17 protein-coding genes are annotated in these 20,499 nt (G+C 37.2%); 16 read left to right on the forward strand and 1 reads right to left on the reverse strand.

Annotation, left to right across the window (positions count from 1 at the left end):
* The first annotated feature begins 125 nt into the window (after positions 1-125).
* The 16 genes from ftsL (at position 126) to ftsZ (ending at position 18,843) form a co-directional block, all read left to right on the forward strand.
* Positions 126-494: a cell division protein FtsL gene (gene ftsL, locus J2Z40_RS02845; RefSeq protein WP_066393356.1), complete on the forward strand. Its 369-nt coding sequence runs from the start codon at positions 126-128 to the stop codon at positions 492-494.
* Positions 494-2,755, forward strand: coding sequence for a penicillin-binding protein (locus J2Z40_RS02850; protein ID WP_066393357.1), 2,262 nt, complete (start codon positions 494-496; stop codon positions 2,753-2,755). The genes ftsL and J2Z40_RS02850 overlap by 1 nt, the downstream gene beginning before the upstream one ends.
* A gap of 67 nt (positions 2,756-2,822) precedes the next feature.
* Entirely contained in the window at positions 2,823-4,748 is a 1,926-nt protein-coding gene (locus J2Z40_RS02855) for a stage V sporulation protein D (RefSeq protein WP_066393361.1), read from the forward strand.
* Between the two features lie 215 nt (positions 4,749-4,963).
* Entirely contained in the window at positions 4,964-6,424 is a 1,461-nt protein-coding gene (locus J2Z40_RS02860) for a UDP-N-acetylmuramoyl-L-alanyl-D-glutamate--2,6-diaminopimelate ligase (RefSeq protein ID WP_066393362.1), read from the forward strand.
* A gap of 448 nt (positions 6,425-6,872) precedes the next feature.
* Entirely contained in the window at positions 6,873-7,058 is a 186-nt protein-coding gene (locus tag J2Z40_RS02865) for a hypothetical protein (RefSeq protein WP_157087812.1), read from the forward strand.
* Positions 7,055-8,029: a phospho-N-acetylmuramoyl-pentapeptide-transferase gene (gene mraY, locus J2Z40_RS02870; protein ID WP_066393365.1), complete on the forward strand. Its 975-nt coding sequence runs from the start codon at positions 7,055-7,057 to the stop codon at positions 8,027-8,029. Before J2Z40_RS02865 ends, mraY begins: the two co-directional genes overlap by 4 nt.
* Entirely contained in the window at positions 8,030-9,382 is a 1,353-nt protein-coding gene (gene murD / locus J2Z40_RS02875; protein WP_066393372.1) for a UDP-N-acetylmuramoyl-L-alanine--D-glutamate ligase, read from the forward strand. It abuts the gene before it with no gap.
* A 110-nt stretch (positions 9,383-9,492) separates the two neighbouring features.
* Positions 9,493-10,593, forward strand: coding sequence for a stage V sporulation protein E (gene spoVE, locus J2Z40_RS02880; protein WP_066393373.1), 1,101 nt, complete (start codon positions 9,493-9,495; stop codon positions 10,591-10,593).
* A 499-nt stretch (positions 10,594-11,092) separates the two neighbouring features.
* Positions 11,093-12,196 carry an undecaprenyldiphospho-muramoylpentapeptide beta-N-acetylglucosaminyltransferase gene (gene murG / locus J2Z40_RS02885; RefSeq protein ID WP_066393374.1) on the forward strand — a complete coding sequence of 368 codons (1,104 nt, stop codon included), beginning with the start codon at positions 11,093-11,095 and terminating at the stop codon, positions 12,194-12,196.
* A gap of 85 nt (positions 12,197-12,281) precedes the next feature.
* Positions 12,282-13,190: a UDP-N-acetylmuramate dehydrogenase gene (gene murB / locus J2Z40_RS02890; RefSeq protein WP_066393376.1), complete on the forward strand. Its 909-nt coding sequence runs from the start codon at positions 12,282-12,284 to the stop codon at positions 13,188-13,190.
* Between the two features lie 456 nt (positions 13,191-13,646).
* Positions 13,647-14,441: a cell division protein FtsQ/DivIB gene (locus J2Z40_RS02895; protein ID WP_066393378.1), complete on the forward strand. Its 795-nt coding sequence runs from the start codon at positions 13,647-13,649 to the stop codon at positions 14,439-14,441.
* Positions 14,413-15,123, forward strand: a complete 711-nt coding sequence (locus J2Z40_RS02900; protein ID WP_083953998.1) for a DUF881 domain-containing protein — start codon at positions 14,413-14,415, stop codon at positions 15,121-15,123. The genes J2Z40_RS02895 and J2Z40_RS02900 overlap by 29 nt, the downstream gene beginning before the upstream one ends.
* 43 nt (positions 15,124-15,166) lie before the next feature.
* Positions 15,167-15,898 (forward strand): DUF881 domain-containing protein, encoded by a 732-nt coding sequence (locus J2Z40_RS02905; RefSeq protein WP_066393387.1) that lies wholly within the window; start codon positions 15,167-15,169, stop codon positions 15,896-15,898.
* Entirely contained in the window at positions 15,898-16,260 is a 363-nt protein-coding gene (locus tag J2Z40_RS02910) for a small basic family protein (RefSeq protein WP_066393390.1), read from the forward strand. Before J2Z40_RS02905 ends, J2Z40_RS02910 begins: the two co-directional genes overlap by 1 nt.
* 109 nt (positions 16,261-16,369) lie before the next feature.
* Positions 16,370-17,659 carry a cell division protein FtsA gene (gene ftsA, locus J2Z40_RS02915; RefSeq protein WP_066393393.1) on the forward strand — a complete coding sequence of 430 codons (1,290 nt, stop codon included), beginning with the start codon at positions 16,370-16,372 and terminating at the stop codon, positions 17,657-17,659.
* A 44-nt stretch (positions 17,660-17,703) separates the two neighbouring features.
* The gene (ftsZ, locus tag J2Z40_RS02920; protein WP_066393394.1) at positions 17,704-18,843 is read left to right on the forward strand and encodes a cell division protein FtsZ; all 1,140 of its coding nucleotides are present in this window, start codon (positions 17,704-17,706) and stop codon (positions 18,841-18,843) included.
* Between the two features lie 122 nt (positions 18,844-18,965).
* On the opposite strand, the gene hmpA is transcribed toward ftsZ, so the two are convergent.
* The gene (hmpA, locus tag J2Z40_RS02925) at positions 18,966-20,195 is read right to left on the reverse strand and encodes an NO-inducible flavohemoprotein (protein WP_066393395.1); all 1,230 of its coding nucleotides are present in this window, start codon (positions 20,193-20,195) and stop codon (positions 18,966-18,968) included.
* Positions 20,196-20,499 lie beyond the last annotated feature (304 nt).

A 20,499-nucleotide genomic window follows, 5' to 3' on the forward strand; every position in this document is an offset into this window, starting at 1 on the left:
AACAATTATAAATATGGTCTGGTTGATTGTAGCATCATGAAGCAAAAATCAACCTTTACCATATAGGTGTTGATGAGCTAGTTTTGGAAAACAGCTAAATAAAAAATGATTGTAGGAGGAGAAAAATGGGTAACTTAGCACGTAAGCTCCAACAAGAAGAGCGTCATGAGCAGCAGCGTAAATATCAAATAAAAACACCGACAAAATCAAAAAAAAGAAGTCCATGGCTTTCTCCGGGAGAAAAGATTTTAGGCATCATTTTTACAGGGATTGTTTGTTTTGGAGCGATCCATATTGTTTCAAATCAAGCTGCGATATATGGAATGAATAAAGACATACAGGATACAGAAAAATCAATTCAAGAACAGCAGAAGGTAATCGGTGATCTTGAAATGCAAGTAGGAGAACTAAGTACATATGAACGTATTTGGGCAAAAGCTAAGGAGCTAGGACTTAAATTAAATGAAAATAATGTGAAGGTTGTGCAAGATTAATGAGCAAAAAACAGCCGAATATTAATTTTGGAGCAGCTATTTTATTTGTTATATTTAGCCTGCTCTTTTTTGTCTTATTATATCGTTTTGTTTCCATTCAAATAACAGGTGAAGCTGGCGGTGAGGTACTTGCTGCGAAAGCACAGCAAAAATATGAGAGAGAAAGAACGATAGAAGCCCAAAGGGGAACGATTTATGATCGTAATGGTGAAGTAATTGCAACAGATACAAACTCATATAAGTTAATCGCAATATTAGATGAGAAAATGACAACAAATGAGAAATATCCAAGACATGTGGTGGATCCAAACGTAACATCAACAGAATTAGCGAAGGTCATTGATATGGAAGCTTCTGAGATTTATAGATTGCTAACAAAATTAAAAGCAGATGGTGAAAAGCCGTTTCAGGTCGAGTTTGGGAAGGCAGGACGTGATTTGTCTAATCAAACCAAAAGGAAAATTGAAGAATTAAAGCTTCCAGGGGTTACCTTTATTAAGGACACAAAACGCTTTTATCCAAATGGTGTTTTTGCTTCACATTTAGTCGGTTACGTGGAGAAAAAGGAAACGGAAGATAATAAATCAGAAACGGTCGGAATGCTTGGACTTGAACAAAGCTTAAATGATATTTTGACAGGTGAGAATGGCAAAGTTAATTATGAAAGTGATATTTGGGGGTATTTATTAGCAGATAGTGAGGAACAAATTACCCCTGCTAAAAATGGGAAAGATGTTTATTTAACGATAGATAAAAAAATCCAGACATTTCTTGAAGACTCATTAAGTAAAGTAGATGAAAAGTATAAGCCGAAAAAGATTATTGCTGTTATTGCAGATCCTAAAACAGGTGAAATTCTAGCTATGTCACAGAGGCCCTCTTTCCACCCAAAGACTAAGGAAGGCATTACAGATACTTGGCATAATGAAGCGATTGAAAATTCATATGAACCTGGTTCTACAATGAAAATATTTACTTTGGCGGCAGCGATTGAAGAAGGCGTATTCAATCCAAATGAATTATTTAAGTCAGGTCGTTATTCGGTCGATTCAAAATCTAGACCGATCGGTGACCATAATAATGGGCAAGGATGGGGAACAATCTCTTACTATGATGGCATACTCCGTTCATCTAACGTAGCCATCGCAAAGATCGTTCAGGAAAAGTTAGGTTTTGAAAAGTTTCATGAATATATTAAAAGATTTAAACTCGATCAAAAAACAGGTATTGAATTACCTAAGGAAACATCAGGGAAAATTCTTTATAACTGGGCATTGGAAAAAGTGACCACTGGTTTTGGGCAGGGCTCAGCCATCACACCTATTCAGCAAGTTCAAGCGGCTACAGCGATTGCGAATGGCGGGAAAATGATGAAACCACATATAATAAGTGAAATTGTTGACCCGAATAATGATGGTGAAGTAACTAAAACAGAACCTGAAGTTGTTGGAAATCCTATTTCTGCCGAAACAGCAAAAGAAGTAAGAGATATTCTTAAAGATGTTGTTGCTTCTCCAATAGGAAGCGGTTATAAGCTTTACAATATAGAAGGCTATGAAATTGCAGGGAAAACAGGGACAGCGCAAATTCCAAGACCTGGAGGAGGCTATTTAACTGGTCGTCAAAACTTTATTTTCTCCTTTTTAGGAATGGCACCAGCAGATGATCCGAAATTGATTGTTTACGTAGCAGTACAACAACCAGAAATCGACATTCATACGACAGGAGCGCAGCCGGCATCAGAGATTTTTAAGCCTGTTATGAAAAGTAGTCTTCAATATTTGAATATTGAACCTTCCGTAAAGGAAGTAGCTCAATACCATTCAATTCCAAATGTGGAAGACGTATCAACGAATGAAGCAATCAAACAATTAGAAAATAAAGGGTTTAATCCTATAGTTCTAGGAAATGGCAAGAAGGTAGTTGGTCAGCTTCCAGCTGCTAATTCAAAAAATATAACAGGGGAAAAGGTTGTTTTATTAACTGATAAGGAGCTAACCATTCCAGATATGACAGGTTGGTCATTAAGAGATGTAATGAAGGTGGCTAAACTAAGTAAACTTGAATTAAATTCAGTCGGAAATGGGTACGTTGTTAAACAAAATATTACATCAGGTTCCACTTTTGCTGATGGTGACTATTTAATAGTTGAACTTGAACCTCCTAGTAAAAAGTATTTGAAAACAGAAGAGGAAGAACTTGAAAAGGATGGTACTGATAAAGTGGAGGACGAAGAAGAAACAGTTGAAATGCAAGATTAAATATTCTAATTAAAAAGGTACAAGCATATATTGGAACGAGCCATAATCGGAGGAGGTTCGTTCTTTCATGCGTGTTTCAAATGTAACAGTAAGAAAAAGGTTAATGATTGCTTTAGTAGTTGGGATTCTTGTATTTTTTATTATTGATTTACGATTGGGGTATGTTCAGTTCTTTCTAAGTAATACATTGACTGACGGTGCGAAGGAATTATGGAGCAGAGATATTCCCTTTGAACCTGAAAGGGGAGAAATTGTCGATCGGAATGGGGTTCCACTGGCAACGAATGTAAGTGCACCTACGATATATGTAGTTCCAAGACAAGTGAAGGACCCTGAAGAAACAGCAGAAAAATTGGCTGCGGTTCTTAATGCCCCGCAAGATAAATTGTATGCTGAAATTACAAAGGTTGCAAAGGATGTTCGAATCTCCGCAGGAAGAAAAATCTCTCATGAGAAAGCAAAAGAAATTCGAGCATTAAATTTAGATGGTGTGTATTTAGGCGAAGATTCTAAACGGCATTATCCATTTGGTGACTATTTATCACATGTGCTTGGATTTGCGGGAATCGATAATCAAGGACTAATGGGCCTTGAACTTTATTATGATGAAGAATTGAAGGGCAAAAAGGGTTCGGTTCAATTTTATGCAAATGCAAAAGGTGAACGGATGAATGACATGGCTGATGATTATGTGGCACCAGTTGATGGGCATGATTTACGTCTTACGATTGATTCAAAAGTGCAGACAATTGTTGAGAGAGAGATGGATATTGCTGAAGCTACTTATAATCCGGATGGAATTATCGCCATTGCAATGAATCCAAATAATGGCGAAATTTTAGCAATGTCGAGCAGACCTAGTTTTGATCCAGCGAATTTTAGAAATGTGGATCCAGACATTTTCAATCGAAATCTGCCAATTTGGAGTACGTATGAACCTGGTTCTACTTTCAAAATTATTACTTTGGCTGCTGCATTAGAAGAAGGAAAGGTTGATCTTGAGAAGGATCACTTCCATGATCCAGGCTCAGTTAAGGTAGGTGGTGCACGCCTTAGATGTTGGAAGAAAGGCGGCCATGGCAGCCAGTCGTTTCTAGAAGTTGTTCAAAATTCTTGTAACCCTGGTTTTGTTGAATTAGGAGAGCGTTTAGGGAAAGAAAAGCTTTTTAAATACATTAAGGATTTTGGATTTGGCGAAAAAACAGGGATTGATTTACAAGGTGAAGGAAAAGGGATATTATTTAACCTTGATCGTGTTGGACCAGTTGAACAAGCAACAACTGCTTTTGGCCAAGGCGTATCAGTTACACCGATTCAACAGGTTGCAGCCATTTCAGCTGCTGTCAATGGGGGAACGTTATATACTCCGTTTGTCGCCAAGGAATTGATAGATCCAAAAACCGGTGAAGTTATTATGCGAAAGACTCCGGTTGCAAAACGAAAAGTCATATCCAAGGAAACATCTGAAGAAATTAGACATGCTCTTGAGAGTGTTGTTGCACAGGGTACTGGAGGAAAAGCATTCATAGAAGGCTATCGTGTCGGTGGGAAAACAGGAACAGCGCAGAAAGCGAAGGATGGAAGATACCTTGAAAATAATCATATCGTATCTTTCATTGGTTTCGCACCAGCAGATGACCCAGAGCTTGTTGTGTATGTTGCGGTTGATAACCCGAAAGGAACGGTTCAATTTGGGGGTGTTGTTGCCGCACCGATTGTTGGGAATATTATGGAAGATAGTTTAAGAGCGTTAGGTGTCGAACCAAGAAAAGACCAAATTGAAAAAAAATATACATGGCCTGATGCTCCTATGATTGAAGTGCCAGACCTCGTTGGGATAACCAAACAAGAACTTGGTGAGCTATTTATCAATCTAAAAATTGATGCGAGCGGATCTGGGAATAAAGTGGTCAAGCAAACACCAGAACCAGGGATTAAATTAAAAGAAGGTTCAACAATAAGATTATATTTCGATCAAGTCGAGGATGGCTAAATGAATCATTTTCATGTAAAATAAAAAACGCATTCTAGTTTCTACTTAAACTATGTATGTAATGTACATTTATTATTCACTGTGATATGAGCATAAGTGGAAGGATCAACAATTTATTTTCACCCATAAAAATAAGGCTTGTTTTTAATATTGTTTTGCATATGTATGTAAGATAAGTCATTTAAAAGTTTATTTTTATGAAGGGAATGAACAAAATGAATTTACATACATTGCTGCATTATTTACAGCCTTATATGGCGTTCAGCGGGATTAATCCAGAAATTTCCTCAATCGAAAATGATAGTCGAAATATTGTAAAAGGTAGCTTATTTATTTGTATTAAAGGCTTTAATGTGGATGGGCATCAATTTGCAGCAGCAGCGGTGGAAAGAGGAGCTGCTGCAATTGTTTCTGAGAAGGAGATGAATCTTCCAGTACCTGTTATTGTTGTTTCAAATTCCAAACGGGCTATGGCCGTTTTAGCAGCTGCGTTCTTTCAGCAGCCTAGCAAAAAGCTTCATTTAGTTGGAATCACTGGAACAAATGGGAAAACGACCGTCAGTCATTTAATTGAAAAGATTCTATCCGATACAGGAAAGAAAACTGGCTTGATAGGAACTATGTATACAAAAATTGGCGATAAAAAATATGAGGTGAAAAATACTACACCCGATAGTTTAACTCTCCAGCGGATATTTAAGCAAATGGTTGATGAAAAGGTAACCCATTCTGTAATGGAAGTTTCTTCCCATGCCTTGGATGAGGGTAGAATACATGGGTGTGACTTTTCGATTGCAGTGTTTACAAATTTAACTCAGGACCATTTAGATTACCATAAAACAATGGATGAGTATAAAAGTGCAAAGGGGTTGTTGTTTTCTCAGCTTGGAAGTGCTTTTTCCCAAGTATCCCCCAAATTTGCGGTTTTAAATATTGATGATGCGGCTACAGAAACGTATATGAAGGCAACAGCTGCACATATCATTACTTATGGGATTGATAAGAGCGCTGACTTGCAAGCAAAAAATATTCAAATGAACTCGAGTGGGACAGTATTTGATTTATTGAGCCCATTTGGGGTGCATAAAATTTCGATTCAATTGATTGGAAAATTTAATATTTATAATGTGCTTGCGGCAATTGGTGCAGGAATTGCTTCAAATATTCCAATAGAAGACATTATTCAATCTGTTGTTCATATGAGAGGTGTTTCAGGCCGTTTTGAAACAGTGGATGCTGGACAGGATTACTCGATCGTTGTTGATTATTCACATACACCTGATAGCTTGAAAAATGCATTAATTGCTATCAATCAATTTGCTCAAAAACGAGTATTTGTGGTCATTGGCTGTGGAGGAGATCGAGATCGCTCCAAACGTCCGTTAATGGCAGAGGTTGCATGTAATTATAGTACAGATCCGATTTTTACTTCTGATAATCCTCGAAGTGAAAACCCGGTTCAAATATTGCTGGATATGGAAGATGGCGTACGAGGCAAGCAATATAAAGTCATTGTTGATCGGAGAGAAGCTATTCATTATGCTGTGAGATCAGCTAGTGAAGGCGACGTGATATTAATTGCAGGCAAAGGACATGAAACATACCAGTTAGTCGGAAATCAAATCTTAAACTTTGATGACCGTGTTGTGGCAAAAGAGGCGATAGAGGAGCGATAAAATGTTGATAGCGTATGGTAATTTAGCTATTTTATTTTCAAAAGTCTCTTTTTTAAAGGCACTTTTCTAAAAGATTATTGCTTTTGAATCAAATGTTTTACCAATTAAGTCGGTTGATTGGAGCAGAAGGTGCGAGATTCGTTGAAAATTCTGTCGCATTTCCTTCGTGCGGTGTGAATTCTAAGAAGTCTACTCAATGTCCTGTGGGATGTGTTGGACAGCTGAGACCTAAGCAGGAACGTGAGCGACGAGGAGGCTCAAGCGGACTCCCCTACGGAAAGGGAGCACACGTACGCGGAAATCAACTTTTACCAACTACTTTATCTTAATAATCAACAATGTTTGCGAAAACAGCCTTGGAATAGAAGGGGGATTATTCCAAGATACACACTCAATTTATTGTTTATTTATTTTAAATACTAATGACTTAGTGAAAGGCTTAAAGGACATGATGGAACTATATTTGGAAAAAATGGATTTATTTACTCAAAGTGAAGAAAATATGACGAATTACCTCTTTTTAGATAAATTACTTCTGAAAGAAAAGAAAGAAACATATGATATTGCTGAACTAACTGAAAGTGTACAACAGATGAAAGCCAAGCTTCAACAAGGAAGGGAGGGAACAAGATGATGGAGAAAGTTATAATTTTCACAATAATTATGGGTTTTTTAGTTACTGTTTTACTTTCTCCACTTTTTATTCCCTTTTTACGCAGATTAAAGTTCGGGCAAAGTATTCGGGCAGAAGGTCCGCAATCACATCTTAAGAAAACAGGAACCCCTACAATGGGGGGGATTATGATCCTTCTCTCAATTACAGTTACTACACTTGTAATGACAGGGAAGTTTTCTGAACCAACAATGAAAATTTATTTATTATTACTAGTCACGCTCGGATTTGGGTTACTTGGTTTTCTAGATGATTTTATCAAGGTAGTTATGAAGCGAAACTTAGGATTAACTTCACTTCAAAAATTAATTGGGCAAATCATTATTTCTGTTATTTTTTATATTGTTTTACGGCAAAATGATTTTTCTACAGAAATACATATCCCATTGACCGACTATTCCTTTGATTTAGGGTGGATGTATGTATTCTTTATTATTTTTTGGTTAGTTGGCTTTTCAAATGCAGTGAATCTTACCGATGGTTTAGATGGTCTCCTTTCTGGTACTGCAGCAATCGCCTTCGGTGCGTTTGCTGTTTTGGCATGGAATCTATCGCAATTTGAAATTTCGATATTCTCCGTTGCTGTTTCAGGGGCAGTCCTTGGCTTTTTAGTCTTTAATGCTCATCCAGCTAAAGTATTTATGGGCGACACGGGATCACTTGCATTAGGGGGAGCAATTGCTGCTATTGCAATCTTAACAAAGCTCGAAATAATCCTATTAATTATTGGCGGGGTATTTGTTATTGAAACATTGTCTGTTATCTTACAGGTGATTTCATTTAAAACTACGGGAAGAAGAATTTTTCGGATGAGTCCCTTGCACCATCATTATGAGTTGGTTGGCTGGTCTGAATGGCGCGTAGTCGTTACATTTTGGACGGTAGGTTTACTTTGTGCAATTTTAGGAATTTATATTGAGGTGTGGATGTAATTGAAAAAGGTTAATCACTATCATCATAAAAAAGTGCTAGTCCTTGGACTAGCAAAAAGCGGAGTAGCTGCTGCATCCCTTTTACATAGACTTGGCGCGTTTGTTACAGTCAATGATTACTTGCCGCTTTCAGAGAACCAGGAGGCTCAGGGACTATTAGAAAAGGGGATTACAGTCATATGTGGTGGTCATCCGATTGAACTGCTTGATGAAGGCTTTGAACTGATTGTTAAAAACCCTGGGATTCCCTATCATAACCCGATGATTGAAGAGGCTGTAAAAAAAGGTATTCCAATTATTACAGAAGTAGAGCTTGCCTATCAAATATCTGAGGCGGATTTTGTTGCAATAACAGGTACAAATGGAAAAACAACGACAACTACACTCGTTTTTGACATGTTGAAAGCTGGAGGGAAACTTCCGCTAATTGCCGGAAATATTGGCACGGTTGCTTCAACTGTTGCCGAGGAAGCAACAGTTGATCATACAATTGTTATTGAACTATCCTCTTTTCAGCTAATGGGGATTACGTCATTTAACCCGAAAATTGCGATTTTAACAAATCTGTATGATGCACATCTTGATTATCACGGGACAAGTAAAGAATACGTTCAAGCAAAGTCAAATATTACAAGAAACCAAACAAATAATGAATTTTTAATTGTTAATGCTGATCAAGAGGAAACAATGAGAGTAGCGAGTCATTCTCATGCAAAGATTATCCCATTTTCAACAAAAAGGAAGCTTGATTTTGGTGCTTATCTGAATGACGGTGCAGTATATTTTAACGATGAACAAGTGATTGAATTGAATGAAATTCTTCTGCCTGGAGCACATAATTTAGAAAATATTTTATCTGCAATGGCAGCTGCAAAGCTATCCGGTGTTAGTAATGAAGCAATTATTCACGTTTTACATTCCTTTACGGGTGTTAAGCATCGCTTACAGTTTATTTGTGAACATAAAGAAAGAAAATTTTATAATGATTCAAAAGCAACCAATATATTAGCGACGAAAAATGCAATTGCTGCTTTTCGAGAGCCAATTGTTTTATTAGCAGGTGGATTGGATCGAGGGAATGAATTTGATGAATTAATTCCTTATTTAAAAAATGTCAAGGCTGTTGTCACTTTTGGGCAAACGGCTAAGAAAATTGAGCAAGCAGCAATAAAGGCAGGAATAAAAACAATACAGCATGTCGATAATGTTGAAAAAGCAGTGCCCGTAGCATATCAGCTATCAGATCCAGGGGATGTCATCCTTTTGTCACCTGCTTGTGCTAGCTGGGATCAATATAAAACTTTTGAGGTTAGAGGAGACATTTTTATACAAGCGGTGCATATGCTTAAGTGAGGGCTTGGACACGTTAGAGCAAGTTGCAGCTTGGTGAATCAACTTATTCGCTTGTGTGCGGGTTATGATGCGTAACGGAGCCCTAAAACTTGCATTCGAGGTGTTTTAAGTTGCCAACAAAAAGAACGACTCCTGACCTAATATTAATAATTGTCACGTTATCATTACTAGCTGTAGGGCTGACAATGGTATACAGTGCTAGTGCAGTGTGGGCAGAGTATAAATTTAATGATTCCTTCTTTTTCGCAAAGAGACAAATGCTATTTGCGGTCGTTGGCATTGCAGCCATGTTTTTTATAATGAATATTGATTATTGGACATGGAGAACATGGGCAAAGGTTCTTGTTATTATCTGCTTTGTATTATTAATTTTAGTGCTAATACCTGGAATAGGGAATGAGAGAAATGGATCAAGAAGTTGGATTGGAGTAGGGGCTTTTTCAATACAGCCTTCAGAGTTTATGAAGCTTGCGATGATCTCCTTCTTAGCGAAGTTTCTTTCAGAAAGGCAGAAGGTGATTACGTCCTTTAAAAAAGGATTAGTACCATCTCTAGGGATTGTGTTTCTAGCTTTTGGACTCATTATGCTACAGCCAGACCTGGGAACAGGCACCGTTATGGTTGGGACGTGCATAGTAATGATATTCATTGCTGGTGCACGGATTCGTCATTTCGTTTTCCTTGGTTTAATCGGTTTGGCAGGCTTCATAGCACTTGTCCTATCAGCACCCTATCGAATGAAAAGGATCACTTCATTTTTAGATCCATGGGAAGATCCGTTAGGGAGTGGATTTCAAATTATCCAGTCCTTGTATGCAATTGGACCAGGCGGCTTGTTTGGCTTAGGTCTTGGACAGAGCCGTCAGAAGTTCTTCTACTTGCCAGAACCACAAACAGATTTTATCTTTGCAATTTTATCAGAAGAGCTTGGGTTTATTGGTGGTTCATTTGTTATTTTATTATTTGCCCTTCTTTTATGGAGGGGAGTAAGAATCGCACTAGGTGCACCCGATTTATATGGGAGTTTTTTAGCAGTAGGGATTGTTGCGATGGTAGCAATACAAGTAATGATCAATATTGGTGTTGTTACTGGATTGATGCCTGTAACCGGAATCACGCTCCCATTTTTAAGCTATGGAGGGTCCTCGCTCACACTTATGCTTATCGCAATTGGTGTGTTATTAAATATAAGTCGATATTCCCGTTTTTAAGCTTGACCCTGTGCAGCAGGGTTTCTTTTTTATTTTTATACAAAATTATAAATTAAAATATTGTGGGTAACTTTGCGATATGTTCTGCGCCAAGCTTCACAAGGAATCCTTCGGCAGCATAAGCATCGCACGAGTATAAGTGCGATGCTTATAGGAGGAGGTCTACTCCCGACGTACAGGGTGTACTAGTGTTGACAATGCAACAGGACATCGCGTTTTTGTCGACTTCGAGGGTCAACAAGCTAATCCTCCAAAGATTGGTAAAGAACATCTTTCCGTGAGGCTCGTCTTGTGCTATGCCTGAGGCTGATCAAGGCGCTTGCGCTTTCGTTTTTTTTATAAAGTTTTTGTCATAATACAGGTAGATCTACCTATATTTTATTACATTTACATATCAAAAGGTTTTCTGTTTTTATTCCTTAGATTATCTATAGTAGAATAGGGGAAAATGGTGGCCAATTTAATTAAGAAGGTAACACTCAAACTTTGAGGTGAAAAGATGAAGATAGTTGTTAGTGGCGGTGGTACGGGTGGTCATATTTACCCTGCATTAGCCCTTATACGAGAAATCCAAAAAGAAAATAAAGATGCTGAGTTTTTATACATAGGGACTGAGAAGGGATTAGAAAGTAAAATTGTTACAAGAGAAAATATCCCATTTAAATCAATACATATAACGGGCTTTAGACGAAAGCTTTCATTTGAAAATGTGAAGACGGTCCTTCGTTTTCTAAAAGGTGTTCAAAATAGTAAAAAAATGCTAAAGGAATTTAAGGCTGACATCGTAATTGGTACAGGTGGATATGTATGTGGACCTGTAGTATATGCGGCTGCAAAGCTTGGAATTCCAACAATTATTCACGAACAAAATAGTGTTCCTGGATTAACAAATAAATTCTTAAGCAGGTATGTGGATCGCGTGGCCATTTGTTTCAATGAGGCAAAGTCATTTTTCTCAAGTGAAAAAGTTGTATTAACAGGAAATCCACGTGCATCTGAGGTTATTGGCAAGGACGGGATCAAAGGGAAATTATCTGTGGGATTAAAAACAAATCAACCAGTTGTTTTAATTGTTGGCGGGAGTAGAGGGGCAAAACCTATTAATGAAGCTGTATTAAAATCACTAACTGAACTTGGTGAAAAACCGTATCAGATTCTTTATGTGACAGGTGATGTCCATTATGAAGAAGTCCGAAAAGAAGTGGATTTAATCGGAAATCCAGATAATGTGATTATTAAGCCGTTCATTCATAATATGCCTGAGGTTCTTGCTGGAACTGATCTTGTGGTTGCTCGTTCTGGTGCCACATCTTTAGCTGAAATCACTTCATTAGGCATTCCGAGTATCTTAATTCCAAGTCCATATGTAACGAATAATCATCAGGAGAAAAATGCTAGGGCCGTTAGTGATCACGGTGCTGCAATACTCCTTTTAGAGAAGGATTTAACTGCAAAGAAGCTTATTGAACAAATGGATCAAATTCTGTTAGACGATCAGAAATTAAAAGAAATGAAAAAATCAGCTAAACGGCTTGGAATTCCAGATGCAGCGTCTAAGCTATACGATGTAATGGAAGAGCTTGTGAGGGAAGCAGGGAAATAACTCAAAAAAGAAGGCAGTAGCCTAATACAATACGATGCATAAAATAATATTAGTTTTGAATTTTGACTAGGAAGGGGAGAGGTTAGTGGAGGACTTAATAACAAAGCTCAAAGAATTAAATATTGGGAAAGTAATCGAAAACGAACCTTTGGCTAATCATACAACAATGAAAATAGGCGGACCAGCAGATATATTTATCGAACCTTCATCGATTGATCATATGATTAAAGCAATGGAGCTTATCAGAGAATCTAATGTGAAATGGACTGTAATTGGAAGAGGGTCTAACTTACTTGTTTCTGATTTAGGAATAGAGGGTGCGGTCATTAAGTTAGGGAAAGGATTGTCTACACTTGAAGTCAATGGAACGGAAGTAAAAGCAGGTGGGGGCAACTCGATTGTGGCTTTGTCCACACAAATTAGTAGACAAGGGCTATCAGGCTTGGAGTTTGCTAGTGGCATTCCTGGTTCAGTGGGCGGTGCTGTCTTTATGAATGCTGGCGCACATGGTTCCGATATATCAAAAGTATTAAAGAAAGCACTCATTCTATTTGCAGACGGTAAAATCGAATGGCTATCAAATGATGACATGATGTTTTCTTATCGAACCTCAGTATTGCAAAAGCTACGGCCAGGTATTGTGCTTGAAGCTGTCTTTCAGCTAAAAGCAGGGGATAAGGAACTCATTTTTTCAGAAATGCAAAATAATAAAGAATACAGAAAAGAAACCCAGCCATGGAATTTCCCATGCGCAGGCAGTATATTTAGAAACCCACTCCCTAATCATGCTGGTAAACTAATCCAAGATGCAGGCTTAAAAGGTTATTCCATTGGCGGAGCAAAAATATCCGACATGCACGGGAATTTTATAATTAATACTGGTCATGCAACTGCAAACGATGTGCAGTCATTAATCAATTATATCAAGAAAAAGATCTATGATTTATACGAAGTAGAGATGCATACTGAAGTGGAAATAATCGGTCGAAAGTAACGGGAAATAATCCTTACTTATCCCATTTTTTGTGATATAATTGTACTCTAGAATGAAGTAATTTACAGAACAAAAGCGCAGGCACCTAAGGTCTCGCCGTACAATGTGGATAACTGCCCCTCTCGATAAAGGAAACACGGTGAGCGTTAGCTAACCACGTTTGACGCAATCGTTGCGGAGTAGTACTGAAGTTTGATAGGCGATAGGCGCCGAAGCCGGACGTAGACTAAACTACTCATAAAGTTATATAAAACGTGCGATTTATAATTACCTAAACAACTAGAAAGCGGCATGTCTAGGCGTGCCGTTATTTTCTTGGTAGTAAAATACAAATAATTAGGCCATTTTTAGCTGTTTCGGAAATAATATGATCAACTGTGGCGTCATACGAATCAAGATGCTTGCACTTTCTGTTTTATTTTCTTTGGACAAGCTGTTTTATGTGGGGTGAATTGAATGGAGAAAGGGAAGATCGTTTCTTTAGAGGATCGAATTCCAAAAATTAAAGAGCAGCGAAGAAAAAAAGCGAATAGAAGACTCATTCTCTTGTTGCTATTATTCTTCTCATTAATTATTTTTATTGTCTATTTCCAATCACCTTTAAGTCATGTTCATAAAATCGAGATTTCTGGAAACACATTTTATAGTGATGAAGAACTTCTTTCTATCGCCAATCTGTCAAAAGATACAAATATTTGGAAGGTAGATGAAGCAGTAATTGAGGGTAAATTAAAGAAGCTCCCTGAACTAAAAACAGCAAAGCTTCAAGTACACTTGCCAAATAAGGTTTCGATCACTATAGAAGAATATAAACGAATTGCCTATATAAAAAAAGATAAGAAGTATGTGCCAGTCATTGAAAATGGAAAGCTATTAAATAGTGTAGATGAAAATAAGGAAATTCCAACAAATGCGCCTATTCTTATTCATTTTTCAGAAGGAAATGTATTAAATAAAATGATTGAAGAGCTTGAGTTGCTGCCAGAAGAAGTCATTAACTCTATTTCAGAGATACATCATACGGCAACTGAGACCGATACTTATCATGTCACTCTTTATATGAATGATGGGTATGAGGTGAGTGCAACAGTAAGAAGTTTTGCTGAAAATATGGCACATTACCCTTCAATAGTAAGCCAGTTAGAACCAGGTAAAGAAGGGATAATAGACATGGAAGTCGGCTCTTATTTTAAAGCTTATGAACAAGAGGGAGCTGATGAAGATGAAGAAGAAACCGAAGCTGAAGGGTAGCCAAGTCATTTTTTCATTGGTTTTTCTTGTTTTAGGCTATATTGTTGCCTTTTCATACCATGTCACTCAAAGTGATAGTGAGAAAACGGCTATCTCAGGAAAGCAATGGAATAGGGATTTAGAGCTTCGTGATCAATTAGTTGAATTGGAAAATAAAAATTTCACATTACAAAAAGAATTACATGAAAAACAAGAGCGTGTCCGTAAAATTGAAACGGAATTATCACAAGAAGCACAAATCTATTTTAATCTTGCTGAGGATACAGAAAAGTTAAGAATGTATCTTGGTAAAATGGGTGTAATGGGCCAAGGAGTTGAAGTGATCCTTGCTGACGGAGCTTATAATCCAGAAGAGGAAAATATAAATAATTATATTGTACATGAGCATCATGTGTTCAAGGTCATCAATGAATTGTATATATCTGGTGCATCAGCAATTGCGGTAAATGGCCAAAGATTATCCCATAATTCATATATTTTATGTAATGGTCCTGTAATTGAAATTGATGGTTATCAGCATCCTGCGCCTTTTGTTATTACAGCAATTGGAAATGGCGATGTTTTAGCCTCAGCATTGAACTTAACCGGTGGAGTGAAGGATTCGTTAGTGAATGAGAATATTCAATTTAGTTTAGTGCAAAAAGCTGAAATAGTAATGGAACCTTTATTGAAAGCTAGTTAACGTCCACATTTTAAATTAAGTTTGGAAATGAAGGTGATAAAACGTGGACAAGAAAAAAATGCTCAGTTTTACACTTATTACAATTGTTATTGGTTTTATGCTTGCCATACAATTTAGAACGATTAAAGAGCCGGAAGTTCGCGATACTCGTGATACATGGCAGATTCGCGAGGACATTTTAAAAGAGAATGAACTTCAATCAAAATTACTTCGAGAAGTTCGTTCCTATGAAGAAAAAATTGCCCAATATGAAACAGAACTCAATCAAGGAAAAGAAGCAATCTTAAGAAATACACTTGAAGAATTAAGAGTGGAAGCAGGTTTAACAGAAGTAAAGGGATACGGGATTATTTTAAGGATTGAGCCAGTGATTGAAGATTTACTTATTGGCAATACTGTCTCAAACGTATCGCCTGATTTATTAAAAAGATTGGTTAACGAATTGAATATGTACGAAGCGTTGCACATCTCAATTGACAATCAACGTGTAATAAATACAACTGTTATACGAGATATAAATGGAGAAACTAAAATTGACGGACATTCGATTAATAAATTGCCATTTGAAATTAAGGTGATTGCTGATAATAGCCATAGTGCTGAAAAGTTATATAATCGGATGCAGGTTTCTAAATCAGCAGATGAGTTTTTTGTAGACAATCTTCGTGTGAAAGTGATACAACCAGAGGGACAAATAACGATCCCCGCATATGATGACTCAATTAGAATTAGGGATATGAAGCCAGTGGACCCTGAAAAAGGAGGCAATTCATAATGTGGCTTCCTATATTAGGGTTAATTATAGGAGTAATTCTTGGCCTGTTAACAGAGATTAAAGTATCTGAAGAATATGCGAATTATTTATCAATTGCTGTGTTAGCAGGACTTGATACATTATTTGGAGGAATACGAGCACATCTACAAAATATTTACGATGAAAAAGTCTTTGTGTCAGGTTTCTTTTTCAATATCATTCTTGCTGCAAGTTTAGCTTTTCTAGGTGTTCATCTTGGTGTAGACTTATACTTAGCAGCAGTATTTGCTTTTGGGGTAAGATTATTCCAAAACATTGCTGTTATTAGAAGGATTATCTTAACAAATCTAACGATAAAACGTGAAAAAACAGAAAAAAATTAATTTTTTAAAAGGGAATAGAATAGTTTTGACGAATAATTTTATTAATTAATAAAATGAATGGCTATTCTCGTGATATTAATTATTGATTTGCAAAAGGAGGTGCCAAAGAATGAACAACAATGAAATATATGTAAGTCTTGACATCGGTACATCCAGTGTAAAAGTTATCATTGGAGAAATGGTCAATGACTCTTTGAATATTATTGGTGTCGGCAGTGTGAAGTCTGAGGGATTAAGAAAAGGTTCCATTGTTGATATAGATGAAACCGTTCATTCAATAAGAAAAGCAATTGAGCAGGCTGAAAGAATGATAGGAATGGAAATTACTAGTGTGATAGTTGGGGTTACTGGCAATCACGTTATGCTTCAACCTTCTCATGGAGTTGTTGCGGTATCGAGTGAAAATCGCGAAATCTCTGATGAAGATGTAGCAAGAGTAATTGATGCAGCACAAGTTGTCTCTATTCCACCTGAGAGAGATATTATTGATGTCATTCCTAAGCAGTTTATTGTAGATGGGCTAGATGAGATTAGTGATCCTCGTGGAATGATCGGGGTACGTCTTGAAATGGAAGGGACCATTATTACCGGATCTAAGACAATATTACATAATACTTTGCGTTGTGTTGAACGTGCAGGACTTGAAATCGTTGATATAACACTTCAGCCGTTAGCTGCAGGTTCATATGCATTATCAAAAGATGAAAAAAATCTTGGTGTTGCCCTTATCGACATTGGTGGTGGCTCAACAACGATTGCCTTGTTCGAAAATGGCTTTTTGAAAGCAACAAGCGTTCTTCCTGTTGGTGGGGATCATATTACGAAAGATTTATCTATCGGTCTTCGTACATCAACAGAAGATGCAGAAAAGATAAAAATAAAATATGGCTATGCATTCTATGATCATGCATCAGAGGATGAGGTTTTCAGTGTTCCGATTATTGGCAGTGATCAACATCAGCAATTTAATCAATTAGAAATTTCTGACATTATTGAAGCGCGGATGGAAGAGATTTTTGAACTAATCCAAAATGAAATCAAGCGACTTGGAGCTCATGATTTACCTGGTGGCTATGTACTCTCAGGAGGAGTAGCCAATACGCAAGGGTTGCTTGAATTAGCGCAGGAAGTATTTCAAAATCGAGTTCGAATCGCCATTCCAGATTATATTGGTGTAAGAGAACCACAATTTATTACTGCTGTAGGACTTATTCAATTTGCATATAAAAACGCAAAGATTCAAGGCAGGAAAATGGGAGGAGTTACTCCTTCTGCTACACACGAAATGAAAGAAAAGCGTGTACAAAAACAACCGCAACCAAAAACAAAGCCGGAAAAGCAACCGGAAGAAAAAATTACATCAAGAGTGAAGAAGTTCCTTGGATACTTTTTTGAGTAAAAAATGGTATTCTCTGGAATATCGACGAATTAGGAGGATTTGTCATGTTGGAATTTGATACTAATTTAGATTCATTAGCAACAATAAAAGTCATCGGCGTTGGTGGCGGCGGTAATAACGCGGTTAACCGAATGATCGAACATGGGGTTCAAGGTGTAGAATTTATCGCCGTTAATACAGATGCACAGGCTTTAAATTTATCAAAAGCAGAAGTGAAAATGCAAATTGGTGGCAAACTTACTCGTGGACTAGGTGCAGGTGCTAATCCAGAGGTAGGTAAAAAGGCAGCAGAGGAAAGCAAAGAACAAATTGAAGAGGCATTAAAAGGTGCTGACATGGTTTTCGTAACAGCCGGAATGGGTGGAGGCACAGGTACAGGTGCAGCTCCAGTTATCGCCCAAATTGCTCGTGAACTAGGTGCTTTGACTGTCGGTGTTGTGACTCGTCCTTTTACATTTGAAGGTCGAAAGCGTTCAACACAAGCGGCAGGTGGGATTGCATCCATGAAGGAAGCGGTAGATACGCTTATTGTGATTCCTAATGATCGTCTATTAGAAATTGTCGATAAGAGCACACCAATGCTTGAGGCGTTCCGTGAAGCAGATAATGTACTTCGTCAAGGTGTACAAGGTATCTCAGATTTAATAGCAACACCAGGATTAATCAATCTAGACTTTGCTGATGTGAAAACAATTATGTCAAACCAAGGTTCTGCATTGATGGGAATTGGTATTGCAGCTGGTGAAAATCGTGCTGCAGAAGCTGCTAAGAAGGCCATTTCATCTCCATTACTTGAAAAATCAATTGATGGAGCTCAAGGTGTTCTAATGAACATTACTGGTGGAACAAATTTAAGTCTTTATGAGGTTCAAGAAGCAGCTGATATTGTTGCTACTGCATCAGATCAAGATGTAAATATGATTTTTGGATCTGTAATTAATGAAGATTTAAATGATGAAATTGTCGTGACTGTCATTGCGACTGGATTTAATGAAGAAATTCCTCAACAAAAGCAAGCTCGTCCTACTTTTGGACAACAAAAACCAAATCCAATGGGTGCGGTTAAGCGTGAACAGAAGCGAGAAGAGGTTTCTCAAGAACCAGTAAGAAATACACAGTCTCAACAATCAGAAGATACATTAGATATTCCTACATTTTTACGTAACAGAAATCGTAGAAGATAATTAATAGAGAATATACCTGCTCAGATGTTGTTCAATTTGGTCAGGTTTCTCTTCTGAATAACATGCAAAAAGGCACGTAAGCTAATTGAGCATTCGTGCCTTTTTGTATGTCCTTATTTTGATTAAACAATTGCTGGCTCTTTTAATTCCATTGCTGGACCAAAGAACTCGTAGCGAATTTGATCCTTATTAAATCCTGCCTCTATTAACGCTGTGTACATTGCTTGCATGAAGACAACAGGGCCACACATATAGATAATAGATTCTTTATTGACTTTAATATCTTTCAGCCAGTCTGCGGTAATATAGCCTTCTTTCTGATAAACTTTAGCTTCTTTATCTGAGGCAGTAGGTTTTTCATAGCAAAAATAGCTTGTAATCTGTTCATTATTTTTCTCTATTTGTTTCACTTCATCGATGAAGGCATGTACATTCCCATTAATAGCAGCATGGATAAAGACAGTTTTTTGATCTTTATTTGCTAAATGGTTAAGCATGCTTAGCATTGGTGTGATGCCAACTCCTCCACTTAGAAGTAATATTGGTTTGTCACTGTTATCTTCTAGTACAAATTCACCAGCAGGCACACTGATTTCAATTAAATCTCCTATTTTCACTTGAGAATGTAAGTAAGTAGATACGATACCAGCAGGCTTATTGTCGTTTGCATCTTCTCTTTTTACTGAGATTCGATAATAATCATTATTTGCTGAAGTAGATAAGCTATATTGACGTATATGTGTATACTCTTCACCTGGAATATTTGTTAGTTTTAGACTAATATACTGTCCAGGAATATGGTCAGTGATTTTTCCGCCATCCGCCGGTTTAAAATAGAAGGATTTGATGACTTCACTTTCTTGGATGATATTTGCTACTTTAAAGCTTCTGAAATCTTTCCATCCGCCTTCTTTGCTTTCTGCATTTTCGTATAGATCGTTCTCGACATTAATGAATGCTTCAGCGATCACACCATAAGCCTTTCCCCAAGCGTCCACAATCTCTTCAGTCGCTGCATCCTTTAATACTTCTTTAATTGCTAATAGTAAATGTTCACCTACAATTGGATAGTGCTCTGGCTTTATCCCTAAAGATCGATGCTTATGGGCAATTTGAGTAACAACTGGAATGATCATTTCAAGTTGATCAATGTACTTGGCTGCAGCATAGACTGTGCCCGCTAATGCTTTTTGTTGACGACCTTGTTTTTGATTGGCGTGGTTGAAAATATTTAATAGTTCAGGATGGTTATTGAACATTAATTCATAGAATTTTTTTGTAATTGATTCTCCGTGTTGTTCTAATACAGGAACGGTGCTTTTAATAATATCGATTGTTTTTTGATCTAACATGCTGCAAAACCTCTTTTCTTTATTATCACTGTAATTATAGTGAATAACAACACTGTGTTCTGTGATCTAAATCACACATGCGGAAGAGAGGGACGTTAAATTGTGACAAAATCAAGTCGAAGTATATCGATTCAAGATAAGTATAGCTACTCGTTAATCTCTGATAAATATTGACAAAATACGAAGAGAATAGTGAAAATTTCTTGTGTTTTCACTACAGAAAGTGACACACTCCATCTATTGATGTGGGCTATACTTTTTTTAACAGATTAATAGTTAAATAATAGAACGTTTTGAATAAAGG

The sequence above is a fragment of the Cytobacillus eiseniae genome (genome assembly GCF_017874625.1).
In the GTDB taxonomy this organism is placed as follows: domain Bacteria; phylum Bacillota; class Bacilli; order Bacillales; family Cytobacillaceae; genus Cytobacillus; species Cytobacillus eiseniae.

What these genes read in the sequence shown, in the direction of transcription:
- murG (WP_066393374.1), top strand. Translation starts at nt 11,093, where the DNA reads ATGAAGATAGTTGTTAGTGGCGGTGGTACGGGTGGTCATATTTACCCT.
- J2Z40_RS02860 (WP_066393362.1), top strand. Translation starts at nt 4,964, where the DNA reads ATGAATTTACATACATTGCTGCATTATTTACAGCCTTATATGGCGTTC.
- J2Z40_RS02900 (WP_083953998.1), top strand. Translation starts at nt 14,413, where the DNA reads ATGAAGAAGAAACCGAAGCTGAAGGGTAGCCAAGTCATTTTTTCATTG.
- ftsZ (WP_066393394.1), top strand. Translation starts at nt 17,704, where the DNA reads ATGTTGGAATTTGATACTAATTTAGATTCATTAGCAACAATAAAAGTC.
- J2Z40_RS02855 (WP_066393361.1), top strand. Translation starts at nt 2,823, where the DNA reads ATGCGTGTTTCAAATGTAACAGTAAGAAAAAGGTTAATGATTGCTTTA.
- mraY (WP_066393365.1), top strand. Translation starts at nt 7,055, where the DNA reads ATGATGGAGAAAGTTATAATTTTCACAATAATTATGGGTTTTTTAGTT.
- J2Z40_RS02865 (WP_157087812.1), top strand. Translation starts at nt 6,873, where the DNA reads ATGATGGAACTATATTTGGAAAAAATGGATTTATTTACTCAAAGTGAA.
- ftsA (WP_066393393.1), top strand. Translation starts at nt 16,370, where the DNA reads ATGAACAACAATGAAATATATGTAAGTCTTGACATCGGTACATCCAGT.
- J2Z40_RS02895 (WP_066393378.1), top strand. Translation starts at nt 13,647, where the DNA reads ATGGAGAAAGGGAAGATCGTTTCTTTAGAGGATCGAATTCCAAAAATT.
- ftsL (WP_066393356.1), top strand. Translation starts at nt 126, where the DNA reads ATGGGTAACTTAGCACGTAAGCTCCAACAAGAAGAGCGTCATGAGCAG.
- J2Z40_RS02910 (WP_066393390.1), top strand. Translation starts at nt 15,898, where the DNA reads ATGTGGCTTCCTATATTAGGGTTAATTATAGGAGTAATTCTTGGCCTG.
- hmpA (WP_066393395.1), bottom strand. Translation starts at nt 20,195, where the DNA reads ATGTTAGATCAAAAAACAATCGATATTATTAAAAGCACCGTTCCTGTA.
- J2Z40_RS02850 (WP_066393357.1), top strand. Translation starts at nt 494, where the DNA reads ATGAGCAAAAAACAGCCGAATATTAATTTTGGAGCAGCTATTTTATTT.